Here is a 16,752-nt window from a genome sequence, read left to right on the forward strand (position 1 = left end):
CCTAAAGTTCACATAATTTGTACAAAGCTTTGGCTAATCCTACCGTTCCCGTTTTAGGTTCGCTAAGATTTAAATAACTAGGCTTAAGATTTTCTTTTATGGTTTGAACTGTATCTTGATCTTTGCGCCCTTTGTCTCTGGTATCCCCATAAAACAACTCGGACAAATATTCTCCTTTAAGTTGTCCATCAAGATTATTAAAAGCCCGATAACGAAATAGTTGAACGGCATCTCCATCACATTGATGAAATTCTAAAATCCAACGCAAATAATCTTTACACCAATCTGTAATTACTCTAATTGCTGTTTGTTCTTTAGTATTATTAAAATCAGGTAATTCTTCACCCTTTTTATCTAACATTTTTCCCATAAACCCATGTTCAGGTTTGAAAAATTCAATAAACCAAGGCGCACCTTTTTGGAATTTATTGACCCCAATTTTTTGCGCGGTAGCTAATTCTGGTTCTATATTAGACAGCCAAACATAAGCAAATCTAGCCCCAGTGACTAATGCTTTTTTGACTTCTGGAACTTCGGGTAAATCATTCCAATCTATCTGTTCTCGACTGTTACGACTATTTAAGACAACAGTTCCCTTATTAGCTGGTGTATTCATTAAAAAATGTCGGGCCGCTAACCCTGCATATAGTTCTAAAAAATGGGGTTCATTGCGTTGTGTATTCTTTCCAGTACTAAACTCGTACTTAGAAAAATTTTGATTCCCCAATAAATAAACAGTGTCAAAATATTCATTTTGATCTCGATAGTATTGTAGGGCAGCTTCTGTATTCAGTAAAAATTGGTCTGAACTCGCATAAACTTCCTTAGTCGCTTCGGGACCAGTGGGGGGTGAAAATTGAAAATAAGGCAGCACAAATAGACAACCTAGTTTAACATTATCACGAACGCTCTCTTTCTCTAATTTATTATGAATGAGACGACCTAATGTTGGCAATCCAGATGCACCAGTTCCTCCAAAAATTGAGCCACATAAGAATATTTTTGAAGCTTTACCGGCTCCTTGGTCAGCTTTAATTTGCTTAATTAGACTGGCCCAGGGTTCATCTTGTAAATTATCTAAATCTAAGCGACTCATAATTCCTGAACCAATGGCTGGTCGTCCCCTAAATCCTACATCTAAGTTAGCCTCTCTTTCTTCTTTGGTATAAAGAACATCAAAAAGATAACCTAATTCTTCATGATTTTGAGTCAGGTTATTGTAACCAAAAAAGTCACCTAAATTCTTATTTAAGTTAGTCCCAATAAAAGGCGACCAAACATCAGGAGTATAAGATTCAACTTTAGTTTGCATCCAGGGACAATCTCGCTGTTCTCCTAATAATAATTGATAGTTTCGTTGATAAACACTTAGACTTAATTTTGATCTTTCTAAATTACCATTAGTTTCATCAGCATCAATAAATAATAGACGCATCGGTTGTTCAGTCAACAATCCCACAGAGGCGATTTTCATCATTGCGTCTAAGCATTTTGCCCCTGTACCTCCAATGCCAATAACGTAAAGTGAATCCTGTGCCATAATCTATCCAATTAAACGACGTAATAAAAATGAGCCTGGTGGAATATGTTTAAATAATCCAGGGGAACTAATAGCTGTGGGCAACCAATATAGTATCAGTCCATTTAAGATAAAAAAGCCTACGAGAGACAATTGTGCGTCACTACTTTCATTGAAAAAGAAAAGGGCAATACCAATACTAATAATGGGCAATAATCCTAATAACCACCAAGTCAAACTCCACTGAAAAGTATCAATAGCTCCTTTAACTTTAGCAATTGCTGTCATCATACACCAGATAACAGTAGCCACCACAGAAGCTATCAGAACTGTCCAAGCAGCAGGGGTATAATTATCACTAAGCCATAGGGATAAAGTCATGCTAGGATCAGTAAAATTACGAACCTGAATCAGACGAGATTGGTAAATTAGGGGCTGTAACCAGAGCATTAGCACCAATCCGATGAGTATACAAATGATAATCCGAATGATTTCTCCTGATTTCATTATTTTTAAGCTAAAAATATAAGTTGGTATAGCAAAACAATTACAGGACTTACGGAAAAACCAGTTTTCACCAACGAGATTAAGTCATTTAGCGATTGTGACACCGCAACGATAAAACATTTTTTTGTCATGGTGGGTAAGTCTTGCCTGAGTTCGGCAAAAATCAACAATGAACACTAGAATAGTATAAGCTTTTTTAGTGTACCATTGTCTACTACACTATAACAATTTCTCTAAAACTTAGATCATAAAATTGATAATATTTGTAACAAATGATTAATTATTCAGTTCCTATTAAGCGTTTATGTGTCATCTTGACTACTGTTTCCTTTCTTGTAGCTTGTAAACCTCCTACTGTTTTTACTGATGATCCTAATTATGAACAACAAGCTAACACAATTCAAGATGCACAAGAAAGAGCAGAGGTTTTAAAAAGGTATATTCCTTGTGAGATTCCTGGGGTTAATACGTCTGAAGTTAAATCATTAGACATAGAAATCAATGTTGATGGTAGTGATTCAATGTTGGGCTATGTCAAACCGATTAATAGTCGTTATATTGAAACTTTAGAGATGTTAGATAGTAGTTTCTCTAGTGAGAATAATGTTAGTTATTATCGTGTAGGTACTCGACCCAATGATGATCAAGAAGGTAGACAAAAATTAAGTGATCGTCAAGAATTTCGCAAAGCTCAATCTAGTGAATTTTATGGTGCAAATCCCCAACAATTTCCTCGTGTTACCAGTTCACTTGATAAAGCTATTATACCGTTAAAAAATAAAGATAAATTTGTAATTTTAGTCACTGATTTAGAACAGAATGATGGAGATTTAATTAATTTAAAGACTCAAATTGAGAAAAATTATCTTCAAGATAATGCTAAAAATTATGCCATCGGAATTTTAGGTATTAACAGTGAATTTACCGGACAAGTAACCCCAGTTAATTCAAATTTTAGACCATTTCAACATCAAGAGAATAGACCTTTTTATGTAATTTTAATTGCGCCTTATCCTAATCTTATGGAATATTATAAACAAATTAAAAACTCGAATAAAGATATTCTCAAAAATAGTGAAATTTCTATTTTTTATCCTGGTTCAATAGTAGAAAATGCTGCTTCTCTTAATAACTCAACTCTACCAGATGAATTAGATAAACCCGAATCCCTTCAGTATAAGAAAGTAGCCATAGAAGTTAAAAAACCTCCTTATGAATTAATTGAAATACCTCAAAGAATAGAAACATCAGAATTGAGTATACCCTATTCCCTGCCTCTAACTTTCTTAGAAAAAACCTTACTTCCAGACCCAGACTCAATAGAAACTCGTTACACACTCAAAACATATGATCCTGTAACCAAAAGTTTTAGTAAAAAATCTGAAAATTCAGCAATAGAATTAAAAGATATGAAATTAAAAGATAATACATTACATTTTAATACTATCATTAATCCTCAAAATTTTTCTACACCAGGCATTTATTTATTAACCATTGATACAGTCGTTAATAACTTTAAAGATGAAACTTGGTGGGAACAATGGGACTGGAAGTCTAGAGAAAATGATAAGGATGGAAGCAAAACTTATGGACTTCTGAACTTAATGCAGAACTTAAAACAAACCACCCTAAATTTAATGAAAAATAGTGAGGATAAAAATGTAATTGGTCGCTTTTGTTATGGCATTCAAAAAAACTAATATGGGTTATTTCTACCCACACCTCCCAGTAGGGGCGGGTTTTTAACAAAATTTCAATACGGTAACAAGTATATTAGATAAACCCGCCCTCCGTACAGTCAGGTTTTTAACAAAATTTTAATGTAGATTCGTAGGGTGGGTTAGACGCGGCAATGATTTTGAGGAAAAACTAATAAGTTTTTTGGGTTGTATCGAACTTGTTATGCTAAATCAACATCTACAAACAGACTAAAGCCTGATACTATACAAACTAAGCCTCCCTTCGGAGGCTAAATTAAACCCGCGTAGGCGGGCTTTGTCTGTATAGCTTAACCCTTAAGGGTTTAAGCCTATAATTTCTAATAGTTTTACATAAAAGGTTCGGTAGAACTAAAAATTTTACAAAGCTTAAATGAGGAATAGTAAGGGACATAATATAGGTTCTACCGGACAAGTTATGCTAAATTATCACAAATAATAGACTTTAACTCTAAAGAGTTAAGCTATACAAACAAAGGTTGCCTACGCAACCTATAATGGCAGTCCACGAAGGTGGACTTCGTTTTTATAGGATAAGGCTTTAGCCTTTTATTAATTGTTAGTTTAGCATAGTAAGTCCGGTAGAACCTAATTAATTTTGTCTACCTACTTATTATGATATACCTACCTATTCATTATAAGGTGGGCAGTGCATCGGCCTACTAGAAATTGGTATCAGAAGAAATTGCCATTTGACCACTTAAAAATTGCCGAAGTCGAAGTAAACTTACAGTCTGTCCTAAATTAAGTGGTAATAAAGTAATTCCCTCTAAACGAGACTGTACCCAACCGTCACCCCAAACCCATTCATGATAACCGTCAATTCCTTGACTTAACAACAATCTTAAACAATTATTATTAGCAAATTCTACCTGATGTTGAATGGCAATAAATCCCGTCCAACTGGTAAAAGTCAACCCAGTAGTTAAAGTTTCAGGAAGTTCAGGAGAAAGGGTTTGAGGGGCAAGCCATTGACGAAGATAACGAGATTTAAGTAAACTATCTCCAATGGTCTTTTCATCACCAGGAACAGTGATTCTGAGATGACTTTGTTGAAAATTTCCTAACATAATTATAAAGTAAATAAAGAACAGTTAAATCAAATTATACAGACAGACATTATGTCTGATACTATAGGAACAAAGCGTCCCTTCGGAGGCTAAATTAAACCCGCGTAGGCGGGTTTTGTCCTTATAGCTTAACCCTTAAGGGTTAAGAAACTTGAATTCCTTGCATGGCAAGTTTTTGAGCATTAAATTGAAACCAATGAACATTATATTTTGCCCCTAGTAATTAATATAATTCTACCCCCTTAAATTGCTCAATTTTAGCATTAGCTGCTTCTCCACAAGTACGAGGAGTTGGAAAAAGTTTTCCAGGATTAGCTAAATTATCAGGATTAAATACTTTTCTTACCCATTGCATAGTTTCTAAATCAATTTCGTTAAACATATAAGGCATATAACAATTTTTATCAGAACCAATGCCATGTTCACCAGATAAACTTCCCCCCATGTTAACACATAATTTAAGGATTTCTCCCCCTAATTCTTCCACTTCTTCCCAAGCACCAGGAATAGCATTATCATAAAGAATTAACGGGTGTAAATTACCATCTCCCGCATGAAAAACATTAGCAATTTTATAACCATGTTCTTCTCCTAACTTATTAATCTTTTCTAACACTTCAGCTAATTTAGTGCGAGGAATAACCCCATCTTGCACAAAATAATTAGGGCTAATATTTCCGGCCGCTGCAAAGGCTGCTTTACGACCTTTCCATAATTTAAGACGGGTTTCTAAATCATTAGCGGAGGTAATTTCTCTAGCCCCATTTTGACGACAAATTTGGGTAACTCGTTGTTTATTAGCATCAACTTCAACTTGTAAACCATCTAATTCTACTAATAAAATTGCCTCAGCATCTTTGGGATAACAACCCGTTTTAACCGTATCTTCTACTGCCCGAATACAGAAATTATCCATAATTTCCATCCCTGCTGGAATGATACCCGAACTAATAATATCTGTTACTGATTGTCCGGCAGCTTCAAGACTCATAAAATCAGCTAATAAAACACAAATGGCTTCGGGAGTTTTCAATATTTTTAAAGTGATTTCTGTGGCAATACCTAATGTGCCTTCAGACCCCACAAATAACCCAGTTAAATCATAACCAGGCATCTCAGGAAGACTGCCCCCCACATCCACAATAGACCCATCAGGAATCACTAATTTTAAGCCTAAAACATGATTAGTTGTTACTCCATATTTAAGACAATGAACCCCTCCAGAATTTTCGGCAACATTGCCTCCAATAGAACAAATAATTTGACTAGAAGGGTCTGGCGCATAATAAAAACCGGCCCCACTAACTGCTTGAGTTACCCAATTATTAATGATACCTGGCTGTACTATTACACGCTGATTTTCTAAATCAATAGAGAGAATTTGTTGCATCCTTGCAGTGACAATTAAAACGCAATTTTCTACAGGTAAAGCCCCTCCTGATAATCCTGTTCCAGCCCCTCTAGCTACCCAAGGAATTTGATAATCATGACAAATTTTGACGGTTGCCGCCACTTGTTCTGTTGTGCGAGGTAATACCACCAGGGCCGGCCGTTGACGATAACTGGTCAGTCCATCGCATTCATAGGTTAATAGTTCTTCTTTGCGGCGAATTACTCCATCTTTGCCTACCACTGTTTCTAAAGCTTTGATAATGGGTTTCCATTGCTTGTCCGTTTCGTTCAGGAGAGGATTAAATAACATAGGTAATTTAAGATGAGTCTATATTAATAATAACAATTAATCAGTTAATAATGTTTCAGTTTGCTCTTTATTTAAAGGTTTACTAAAAAAGTATCCTTGACCAAAATCGCATTGCAAAGATTGAAGATAGGTGAGTTGTTCTTGAGTTTCAATGCCTTCAGCTACAATATTCATACCTAAATTATGGGCTAGGGTGATAATTGATTGAACAATTTCTAGTTTAGCATCTGGTTCGCCGATACGGTTAATGAAAGAACGATCAATTTTTATCGTATCAACTGGAAAACGATGTAGATAACTCAATGAAGAATAACCCGTACCAAAATCATCGAGACAAATAGCAATATTTCTTTCTCTAAGTTTCTTTAAAATAATGGTAGCAATGGCTGTATTTTCGATTAACAAGCTTTCTGTAATTTCTACTTTCAAATAATTTGATTCTAATCCAGTTTTTTCTAAAATAGTATCAATTTGATTAATAATTTCCGACTCTCTTAATTGTTGACTCGATAGATTAACACTGACGGTTAAATTTTGGGATAAAGAAAATTTATTCTGCCAAGTTTTTAATTGATGACAAGCTTGATTTAAAACAATTTGTCCCATGGGAATAATTAATCCTGTTTCTTCGGCGACAGGAATAAATACACCTGGATGAATTAATCCTTTTTTACTATGTTGCCAACGAATTAATGCTTCAAAACCAACTAATTTTAAAGATTTTAAACACAAAATAGATTGATAATATACCTCAAATTCTTGCTGTTGAATCGCTTTTCTTAAGTCAGTTTCTAAGTCAAATAATTTCAGTGCCTGGGTGTGCATTTCATGATCAAATATTTCATAACGCCCTCTACCTGCTTTCTTGGCACGTCCCATAGCAATATCAGCATCTCTGACCATCTCTTTCCCATCATTATAGTTAGGAGAAATAAAAGTTAAACCAATACTAAAAGTTGTAAAAATTTCTCTTTTTTCTAGTTGAAATGGAAGCATTAGTTATTGTCTAATTCTTTCGGTAATTTTGAGAGTTTCACTAATATCGGAAATTGGTTCAAGTAGTAAAGCAAATTCATCCCCACCAAGACGAGCAATCGTATCAGTTGAACGAATTAGAGTTTGTAATTTTTCAGAAATTGCTACAAGTAAGTCATCTCCTACTTGATGACCATCACTATCATTAATCACTTTAAACCGATCTAAATCTAATAATAAAACAGCAAATAAATAATTTTTTGTTTTTTTAGCCCTTTTTAACGCCAGTTCTACTCGTTCTAAGAATAAGGAACGATTGGGTAATTTTGTGAGATAATCATGACTAGACTCATAAATTAATTGCTGCTCAATTGATTTGAGATCAATGGTGCGTTGTTTAACTGTTTTTTCTAATTCTAAGTTTAATTGTTGGAGTTTAAATTTAACCTCTTGTAACTCCAAATGAGTTGAAACCCTGGCTAAAACTTCTTCAAATTGAAAAGGTTTAATAATATAGTCTACTCCCCCGACTTCAAAAGCTTTAACTTTATCAGCTATATCCTGAAGCGCGCTTAAAAAAATGACAGGAATATGAGAAGTATCTGGATTTTGTTTCAATTGTTTACAAATTTCATAACCATCAATATCAGGCATTTTAATATCGAGTAAAATTAAATCAGGGGGCATAGTTTGTGCCGCAATTAAGGCCATTTTACCGCTAACTATTGCCCGCACTTTATATCCTTGTTTAGTCAGTATTGTGGATAAAATACGCAAATTACTTGGCTTATCATCAACAATTAAAATATTTGCGTCTAAAATAGGGATAGAAGAAGTTATCATTGCTTAAAATTAGGGTTTCCTAGATCCATTATGAGGTCAAAACTGAAATTATCAAGTAATTTGGTTAGAGTTTCAGATAAAAACATTTGGTTAGGAGAAAGTTGTTGAATTAAATCAAAAATTGAGTCAGAATCAATCGTTCCACAGATAAACCTGACTCTTTTATTTTAGATCTAATCTGTCGGATCGCTTCATATCCATCATAGGCATTCGTAAATCTATCCAGGTTAAATGAGGTTGCTAAATTTTCCACAGATTGACCCCTTCTTGATCATTAATATGTTTATTATCACGTAATCGCATCAATGGCAAAACCTTGAGGCTTTCCGTTACTATCGACATAGTAAGCCGAAGTAAAATAGCGAATAATGGCTGCTTTAATACATAAAGGCGCATTGTTGACAGAATTAGGGGCTACTACTAAGCTAATACGCATTTTAAATGCGTATTAGCAAGGCAAAAGGCAAAAGGCAAAAAGAAAGAGAGTTGTAGCTATTTCCTTCAATTTAACTAATAAGCAGTTTAAATGCACAACAGCTTATGTGAGGATGGGGTAAAATGAATGATCCTACCCAGATAACCTTTACCAATAGCCGATAATGTGACAATTTTGCCTATGAAATACTATTCTCTGTACATTATTGTACATTATTTATTGGGATCATTATTTATAGAACAAGATTACTGTCTATAATTAAATTGTGACAGTTAAGATATCTGTTCCACATTTACATCTAATTTAAAAATGCTATATGGTGTTTATATTTGAATATTCTTCACCACAATAATGACTCAAATTAGTAATTTAACTACTCAAGAATTATCTAACTGGTTAACGCAAGCAGCTAAACTAGCAAAAACAGGTAAACTGCCTGATTATATACCCTTATTACAAGAAAATAATCCTAATTTATTAGCCGTTTGTCTTCTTAGTATAGACCAGAAAATTAAAACAGAGGGAGACATTAATAAAATTTTTCCTTTAATGAGTATTATTAAACCATTTCTCTTATTATATGTCCTCTCTCAATTTGGTCAAGAATCCATCTTTAAAAAAGTAGGACGTAAACCCTCTAAATATCCTTTTAATTCCGTCAAACAAATTTATTTAGATCAGGGTTTTCCCAGAAATCCTATGATTAATAGTGGGGCTATAACTTTAGCTTCTTTACTTCCTGGAACCGATGGGCAATCACGGTGTAATAATTTACAAAAATGGCTCAATAACTATGGTAATTGTAACTTATTTTTAGACGAATTTATGTTAGAGTCTGTTGCATCTTTACCCAATATGAATAATTATATAATTGTTCAAGAATTAATGGATAAAGGTCATATTACAGATCCCGATCAAGCATTAGACTCTTATAATCATATTTGCTGTTTATCCGGGACAATTACTGATTTAGCTAAACTAGGGTTATTATTAGCAAAATGTCCTGATTCACTCTCTCAAGAAAATTGTTTAATTGTCAGGGAAATAATGACTACTTGTGGACTTTATGAAGCATCAGCAGACTTTGCTCAACAAGTAGGACTGCCCACAAAATCAGGGGTTAGTGGAGCTATTTTATCTATTATACCAGAACAAGGAACGATCGCTTGTTATAGTCCTCCTCTTAATGCACAGGGTAACTCAGTTGCTAGTTTATTTATGATCCAAAAAATTGCTCAATGGTTAAACAATTAATTGATTTTTTTGTAGGGGTCAACGGCGGTTGACCCCTACTTTTGTTGACCTCTACTTTTGTTGACCCCTACTGATATTTATCTAATAATTGACCCAAATAATTATAACCATCAACTCCAATAATTTTGACAATTTGAGAGCGATTTTGTTCTAAAATATTATCAAAATTATTTTGACTAATTTGTCCTTTAATGATAGTTAGTAAACCAGCAGATTGTCGCCATTCTCCCGAATTAATGCGTGCTAAAAGATACATTCCTAGACAAGCATTTCCTATTGCTTGAGACAAATTACCTAAATTATGATAAGCTTCTGCAAGATAAGCAAAATTAATTCCTTGAAGATAGATATCCCCTGAAATTAAAGCCATTTGAGTTCCTTTTTCTAAAGTTGTAATAGCTGTAGCCGGTTGAGATAAAACCAGATAAGCAATACCTAAACTATTATAAGCTAAAGCTTGGCTTTGATGTTCATCTAATCTTTCAGATATCTTTAAACCTTGTTGTAAATAACTAATAGCTTGTTCATAAATTTCGGCTTCCATTACGTCAATTTGTTTAGCTCGAAAAATCTCCCCATAGCCCAAATTAACCAGTGCATTAGCTTCTCCTAACCTGTTACCAACCTGACGAGATAAAATTAAGGCTCGTTGACTATAATTAATCGCATCATCATGATTTTTTTGTTGAACAAAAATCCGACTTAAATGATTTAAGTTAGCAATTTCGCAAGGAAAGTCAGAAGCTTCACGAGCAATGTCTAAGGCTTCTTCATGAAAATTTTGAGCCTGTTTATAATTACCTAAAGTTCGTTGAGAATAACCTAATAAGGTGAGAATACGAGCTTTTTCTTGAGTCCGTTCAACTTGTAGGAGAGGCGCATCGAAATATTGGAGAGTTTCTTGTAGATAATTACCGGAAAATGAAGCAAAAATACCACTATAAAAAGGAAAATCTTCTCGACGAGTAAACTGACGAAAAATCTGTAACATCATCAAAAAACAACTTTCTCTTAACTCATTTTTTAACCCCTGAAATCCTTGAGATAATTGACTCCAGATATTAGCAAAGCTGAGAAAGGTACTATAAGAATTTTTTTGACCAAATTTAGCATTATAAGGCTGTTGATCAAACCAAATAACTAAACCTTGTTGTAAATATTTAAGCACTAAAATTAACTCAACCCAAGCCCTTAATTCTCCCTGATAAGAAACTTGAACAAAATTGATCACTGATTCATTTTGTGCTAAACTGTTAAACAGTTGTTTAATTAAGGGACTACTGACATTTTTTGCCCAAAAAATCCAAGGGCCTGATTTTTCTGCTCCAAATCCTAAAGCCCCTTGATTCTGTTCATAAATCCAACTAATTAAATCAGGTTCTAAGGTAGAAAAAGACTTTAATCCATCAAGAATACCATCCCCTAACTCAGTTTCTACGAGTGACTGACTATTTGCTTTTAAAGATTGAGCTAATTTGAATAATTGATCCTTGCTTAAACCTTGAGGATTATTATTATCAATTGCTCCTAAAAATGGTATAAGATAATGATTAGGATCAGCTTGTTTAATCTGTTCTGCTACAGTAGTGATCGCCTGATCAACTTGATTTTCTTGTTGCCATCTTTCCCATTCTCCCTGAATAGTTTGTAAGCCTCGCAAAACACGAGTAGCCTTGACTTTTGTCTCTAATTGTGCTTTAGTAACTTCCATACGGTCAAACAAAAGACGTTCAAAAACTTCGCCTGTCCCTTTAACAATGTCCTGAACTAACATTCGATAGACTTGTTCTTTAGAGCGAATTTTCCCTTGAAGAGTTAAGTCAATAATAGAATCAATTAATTGGTTATAGCGGTTAGATAAAAGGTTGGAATCAGACATAATAGGAAAGAATAACTAGACTTGTGTAAATTTACACATAAAGAATAACCCAAATGGGTGAGCTACTTGGGGGAATCACGAATAGACAGATCACCCTAAACTAAGTATATAAGTGATGCCGAGTTGCTAACAAGCCAAGGCGCAGTGAGGTATTTCGTTTGTAAAATTACACATTGAGCAGGAGACCCCTTATGGAACTAATATCCCTTTCTTTAATCTTAGCCGGAACCTTTCTAGCAGACTTCTTACTCCGCAATAATTAGCTCATAAGGGGCTGAACTCGTGCCATTTTAGACTAGATTAAACGATTCAGACTACTGTTAAGCTGATGCCAGACGCGGGAACAAAGAATTTCCGTGTCTAGTGTGTTTTTTCTGGAAAAGAAATAATTGTAGGGGTCAACGGCCGTTGACCCCTACTTGGAATTTTCGGGTAGTGCTATTATTAGTAATAAAGACACCTATAAAAAGCAATGGTCAGTTTTTTAGACGTTGATGAGGATGTATTATTTCCTGATAGTGATGAGCAACCGATGGCGGACAATACAGAACAATATGAATGGATTGTTAAAATAAAAGAAAATTTAGAAATTATTTTTATTAATAATCCCCAGGTTTTTATTGCGGGAGATTTACTCTGGTATCCTCTGAAATCTACTTTAGTTGCCCCGGTTGCACCTGATGTCATGGTAGCATTTGGTCGTCCCAAAGGGAAACGAGGTTCCTATCGACAATGGAGAGAGGAAAATATTCCCCCGCAAGTGGTTTTTGAGATTCTTTCACCTAATAATACTAAGGCAGAAATGACCAGAAAATTGGAATTTTATAACATTTATGGTGTGGAAGAATATTATCTGTATAATCCCAAAAAATTAAGGTTTCAAGGATGGCAACGGGAGACAAAAAAATTAACAGAAATTATCCCTATCAATAACTGGATTAGTCCCCGTTTAGGTATTCGTTTTGTAGTTGATTCATCAGGTTTAGAAATCTATCGTCCTGATGGACAAAAGTTTTTAACCTCTATAGAATTAGATAATCAAGTTCAACAAGAAAGACAAAGGGCCGAGACTGAAAAACTAAAGGCTGATAAACAAAAACTAAAGGCTGATAAACAAAAACGAAGGGCTGATAGATTAGCGCAACGATTACGAGAATTAGGGGTTAATTTAGAAGAAGAATAAACATAAGGGTCAACGGGCGTTGACCCCTACAAATAATCAAATTTTGAGCTTTCACGTCCTCTTGTGATATAATTAGCAGAAAGACATTTATGAAAAGCAATGGTCAGTTTTTTAGACGTTGATGAAGATCTATTATTTCCTGATAGCGATGGTCAACCGATGGCGGACAATACAGAACAATATGAATGGATTGTTAAAATAAAAGAAAATTTAGAAATTATTTTTATTAATAATCCCCAGGTTTTTATTGCGGGAGATTTACTCTGGTATCCTCTGAAATCTACTTTAGTTGCCCCGGTTGCACCTGATGTCATGGTAGCATTTGGTCGTCCCAAAGGGAAACGAGGTTCCTATCGACAATGGAGAGAGGAAAATATTCCCCCGCAAGTGGTTTTTGAGATTCTTTCACCTAATAATACTAAGGCAGAAATGACCAGAAAATTGGAATTTTATAACATTTATGGTGTGGAAGAATATTATCTGTATAATCCCAAAAAATTAAGGTTTCAAGGATGGCAACGGGAGACAAAAAAATTAACAGAAATTATCCCTATCAATAACTGGATTAGTCCCCGTTTAGGTATTCGTTTTGTAGTTGATTCATCAGGTTTAGAAATCTATCGTCCTGATGGACAAAAGTTTTTAACCTCTATAGAATTAGATAATCAAGTTCAACAAGAAAGACAAAGGGCCGAGACTGAAAAACTAAAAGCTCAAGCTGAAAGACAACGCGCTGAAACTGAAAAACTAAAAGCTCAAGCTGAAAGACAACGCGCTGAAACTGAAAAACTAAAGGCTGAAAAACAAAAACTAAAGGCTGATAAACAAAAACGAAGGGCTGATATATTAGCGCAACGATTACGAGAATTAGGGGTTAATTTAGAAGAAGAATAAAGGTAGGGGTCAACGGCCGCTGACCCCTACAATTGTAAATATTGTTATTGCTAAACCTGATTAAGATTATGAATATTGCCACCCCTACCCATCCCCAACCCTTAAACCTACCCCCACGCTTATTATTAGGGCCTGGGCCATCAAATGCTAACCCTCGCGTTTTAGCCGCCATGAGTCTTCCCCCCATTGGCCATCTTGATCCATTTTATCTGCAAGTGATGGACGAGATCCAAACTTTGTTAAGATATGTTTGGCAAACCCAAAACCCTCTAACCATCTCTGTAAGTGGTACAGGAAGTGCAGGAATGGAAGCGACCCTAGCAAACGTCGTTGAACCTGGAGACGTAGTATTAGTAGGAGTGATGGGATATTTTGGTCATCGTTTAGTAGATATGGCCACCCGTTATGGGGGAGACGTGCGTCAACTGACTAAACCTTGGGGACAGGTCTTTAGTTTAGAAGAATTAAAACAAGGGTTAGAAACCCATCGTCCAGCCGTGTTAGCCTTAGTCAATGCAGAAACCTCTACCGGGGCCAGACAACCCTTAGAAGGTGTGGGAGAGTTGTGTAGAGAGTATAATTGCTTGTTATTGATAGATACGGTCACCAGTTTAGGGGGTGTTCCTCTGTATTTAGATGACTGGGGAGTAGATTTAGCCTATAGTTGTAGTCAAAAAGGGTTAGGATGTCCTCCTGGACTGTCTCCCTTTACCATGAGTTCTCGCGCTTGGGATAAACTGCAAAACCGTAAAACGACCGTGACTAACTGGTATTTAGATATGAACCTATTGAGTCGTTATTGGGGAGAACCCAGGACATATCATCATACAGCCCCTTGTAACATGAATTATGGATTACGAGAAGCCCTGACCTTAATTGTAGAAGAAGGCTTAGAAAATTGTTGGCAACGTCATCGGACTAATGCAGAATTATTGTGGGAAGGATTAGCCGATTTAGGGTTAAATTGTCATGTAGACTTAGAATTTCGTCTACCTACTTTAACTACTGTGCGGGTTCCTGACGGAGTAGACGCAAAAGCAGTATCCAGTAAACTTTTAAAAGAGTATAATATTGAAATTGGCGGTGGTTTAGGCGAATTAGCAGGTATTGTCTGGCGTATTGGGTTAATGGGTTATAACTCTCGCCCAGAAAATGTAATATTGCTCTTAGAAGCTTTGAAAAAAGCTCTTCCACCCACCGGATGCGTTGGGAACACATCCTACTAAAAAATCAACCATCATACCTCGATTCTTTTGCAACAGCGAAACTGGCGTTGTTAGTAGTAGGATGCGTTCCCTAACGCATCCACTTCACCCTAGCTATTGAGTTAAATAGGAATAGTTGGAAAACCCAGAACCTACCGGATGCGTTGGGAACGCATCCTACTAAAAAATCAAAATCATACTAGGAATAGTTGGAAACGATGGCAATAGTGAGTACAGGGAAAAAACTTTTATATCTTCCCTTAACCCGTTCCCTAAAACCCTCAAAATTTGGTAGCCTAAACTAATACTTAGGGAACGGGGATTTATAGAAGCGTGGATATTATTATAGGTAAAGGTAAAACTGCTCGGCGAGCTTACGGAATTGATGAAATTGCCCTAGCTCCTGGGGGACGCACTCTAGATCCAAGTTTAGCAGATACCACTTGGAAAATTGGGGGAATTGAACGCAATATCCCGATTTTAGCCAGTGCTATGGATGGGGTGGTTGATGTCAAAATGGCGGTATTATTGTCGGAATTAGGGGCTATTGGGGTTCTTAACTTAGAAGGCATTCAGACCCGTTATGAAGATCCTAACCCCATTTTAGACCGTATTGCTTCAGTGGGCAAAACTGAATTTGTCGGGTTAATGCAAGAACTCTACGCTGAACCTGTCAAACCCGCATTAATTCAACAACGCATTGCCCAGATAAAAGCCCAAGGAGGCATTACGGCAGTCAGTTTGACCCCGGCCGGAGCTTCTCAATATGGAGCGATTGTAGCCGAAGCAGGAGCGGATTTAGTCTTTGTCCAAGCGACCGTAGTTTCTACGGCCCATCTGTCTCCAGAATCAATTATTGCCTTAGATTTAGGACAATTTTGTCAAGAAATGCCTATGCCTGTCATTTTAGGCAATTGTGTCACCTATGAAGTTGCCATGAACTTGATGAAAACAGGGGCCGCGGCCATATTAGTAGGAATTGGGCCAGGGGCCGCCTGTACTTCTCGCGGTGTCTTAGGGGTAGGAGTTCCCCAAGCAACGGCCGTCGCTGACTGTGCAGCAGCACGAGATGATTATCAACGCGAAACCGGACGCTATGTCCCAGTTATTGCCGATGGTGGTATTGTTACAGGAGGAGATATCTGTAAATGTATTGCTTGTGGTGCAGATGCGGTGATGATTGGTTCTCCCATTGCTCGTGCGGCCGAAGCTCCTGGCCGGGGTTATCATTGGGGTATGGCTACACCTTCTCCTGTGTTACCCAGAGGAACCCGTATTAGTGTAGGAACCACCGGAACTATCGAAGAAATTTTGACCGGGCCTGCTAAATTAGATGATGGGACGCACAATCTTTTAGGATGTCTCAAAACCAGTATGGGAACCCTTGGAGCTAAAAATATGAAGGAAATGCAGCAAGTTGAGGTGATAATTGCTCCCTCTTTACTAACTGAAGGCAAAGTTTATCAAAAAGCTCAACAATTAGGTATGGGTAAATAAATGAACTATTAACTTCCGTGAATCTACTTAACCTTGTCTCCTAATTATTTAGTAAACTGGTATGTGGAGA

General features: G+C 36.1%; 16 protein-coding genes. 6 read left to right on the forward strand and 10 right to left on the reverse strand.

From position 1 onward, the window contains the following. Position 1: 1 nt before the first annotated feature. Positions 2 to 1,540 (reverse strand): FtsZ/tubulin family protein, encoded by a 1,539-nt coding sequence (locus tag AsFPU1_RS00975; RefSeq protein ID WP_124969823.1) that lies wholly within the window; start codon positions 1,538 to 1,540, stop codon positions 2 to 4. A 3-nt stretch (positions 1,541 to 1,543) separates the two neighbouring features. Continuing rightward, on the reverse strand, positions 1,544 to 2,026 hold the full coding sequence (locus AsFPU1_RS00980) for a hypothetical protein (protein ID WP_124969826.1): 483 nt from the start codon (positions 2,024 to 2,026) through the stop codon (positions 1,544 to 1,546). Positions 2,027 to 2,298: 272 nt separating this feature from the next. On the opposite strand from AsFPU1_RS00980, the gene AsFPU1_RS00985 reads away from it, so the two are divergent. Continuing rightward, positions 2,299 to 3,726 (forward strand): hypothetical protein, encoded by a 1,428-nt coding sequence (locus AsFPU1_RS00985; RefSeq protein ID WP_124969829.1) that lies wholly within the window; start codon positions 2,299 to 2,301, stop codon positions 3,724 to 3,726. A 680-nt stretch (positions 3,727 to 4,406) separates the two neighbouring features. Here the strand turns inward: AsFPU1_RS00985 and AsFPU1_RS00990 are convergent. The 7 genes from AsFPU1_RS00990 to AsFPU1_RS22370 all read right to left on the reverse strand — a co-directional run bounded on the left by AsFPU1_RS00990 (position 4,407) and on the right by AsFPU1_RS22370 (position 8,770). Continuing rightward, complete coding sequence (locus AsFPU1_RS00990; protein WP_124969832.1) at positions 4,407 to 4,814, reverse strand: hypothetical protein; 408 nt, start codon at positions 4,812 to 4,814, stop codon at positions 4,407 to 4,409. Between the two features lie 223 nt (positions 4,815 to 5,037). Further along, positions 5,038 to 6,516, reverse strand: coding sequence for a glycolate oxidase subunit GlcD (glcD, locus tag AsFPU1_RS00995; RefSeq protein ID WP_125061023.1), 1,479 nt, complete (start codon positions 6,514 to 6,516; stop codon positions 5,038 to 5,040). A 36-nt stretch (positions 6,517 to 6,552) separates the two neighbouring features. Beyond that, the gene (locus AsFPU1_RS22885; protein WP_368665955.1) at positions 6,553 to 7,512 is read right to left on the reverse strand and encodes a putative bifunctional diguanylate cyclase/phosphodiesterase; all 960 of its coding nucleotides are present in this window, start codon (positions 7,510 to 7,512) and stop codon (positions 6,553 to 6,555) included. Positions 7,513 to 7,515: 3 nt separating this feature from the next. After that, positions 7,516 to 8,334, reverse strand: coding sequence for a response regulator (locus AsFPU1_RS22890; RefSeq protein ID WP_368665956.1), 819 nt, complete (start codon positions 8,332 to 8,334; stop codon positions 7,516 to 7,518). After that, positions 8,331 to 8,420 (reverse strand): hypothetical protein, encoded by a 90-nt coding sequence (locus AsFPU1_RS23630; RefSeq protein WP_497462947.1) that lies wholly within the window; start codon positions 8,418 to 8,420, stop codon positions 8,331 to 8,333. The genes AsFPU1_RS22890 and AsFPU1_RS23630 overlap by 4 nt, the downstream gene beginning before the upstream one ends. A gap of 23 nt (positions 8,421 to 8,443) precedes the next feature. Continuing rightward, complete coding sequence (locus tag AsFPU1_RS22365) at positions 8,444 to 8,587, reverse strand: hypothetical protein (protein WP_172957391.1); 144 nt, start codon at positions 8,585 to 8,587, stop codon at positions 8,444 to 8,446. A gap of 36 nt (positions 8,588 to 8,623) precedes the next feature. Beyond that, a complete protein-coding gene (locus tag AsFPU1_RS22370) occupies positions 8,624 to 8,770 on the reverse strand; it encodes a hypothetical protein (protein ID WP_172957392.1) in 147 nt (48 codons plus the stop codon). Positions 8,771 to 9,121: 351 nt separating this feature from the next. Between AsFPU1_RS22370 and AsFPU1_RS01005 the strand changes: the two genes are divergently transcribed. Further along, complete coding sequence (locus tag AsFPU1_RS01005) at positions 9,122 to 10,024, forward strand: glutaminase (RefSeq protein WP_124969835.1); 903 nt, start codon at positions 9,122 to 9,124, stop codon at positions 10,022 to 10,024. A gap of 67 nt (positions 10,025 to 10,091) precedes the next feature. On the opposite strand, the gene AsFPU1_RS01010 is transcribed toward AsFPU1_RS01005, so the two are convergent. Next, positions 10,092 to 11,903, reverse strand: a complete 1,812-nt coding sequence (locus AsFPU1_RS01010) for a tetratricopeptide repeat protein (protein WP_124969838.1) — start codon at positions 11,901 to 11,903, stop codon at positions 10,092 to 10,094. 472 nt (positions 11,904 to 12,375) lie between these two features. Between AsFPU1_RS01010 and AsFPU1_RS01015 the strand changes: the two genes are divergently transcribed. From AsFPU1_RS01015 to AsFPU1_RS01030, 4 genes are all read left to right on the forward strand, one after another. Continuing rightward, positions 12,376 to 13,086, forward strand: a complete 711-nt coding sequence (locus AsFPU1_RS01015; protein WP_124969841.1) for a Uma2 family endonuclease — start codon at positions 12,376 to 12,378, stop codon at positions 13,084 to 13,086. Between the two features lie 99 nt (positions 13,087 to 13,185). Next, positions 13,186 to 13,980, forward strand: coding sequence for a Uma2 family endonuclease (locus tag AsFPU1_RS01020; protein ID WP_124969844.1), 795 nt, complete (start codon positions 13,186 to 13,188; stop codon positions 13,978 to 13,980). 68 nt (positions 13,981 to 14,048) lie between these two features. After that, on the forward strand, positions 14,049 to 15,206 hold the full coding sequence (locus AsFPU1_RS01025) for an alanine--glyoxylate aminotransferase family protein (protein ID WP_172957393.1): 1,158 nt from the start codon (positions 14,049 to 14,051) through the stop codon (positions 15,204 to 15,206). A gap of 312 nt (positions 15,207 to 15,518) precedes the next feature. Further along, positions 15,519 to 16,682, forward strand: a complete 1,164-nt coding sequence (locus tag AsFPU1_RS01030) for a GuaB3 family IMP dehydrogenase-related protein (RefSeq protein WP_124969847.1) — start codon at positions 15,519 to 15,521, stop codon at positions 16,680 to 16,682. The last annotated feature ends 70 nt before the right edge of the window (positions 16,683 to 16,752 follow it).

The organism is Aphanothece sacrum FPU1 (assembly GCF_003864295.1).
In the GTDB taxonomy this organism is placed as follows: domain Bacteria; phylum Cyanobacteriota; class Cyanobacteriia; order Cyanobacteriales; family Microcystaceae; genus Aphanothece_B; species Aphanothece_B sacrum.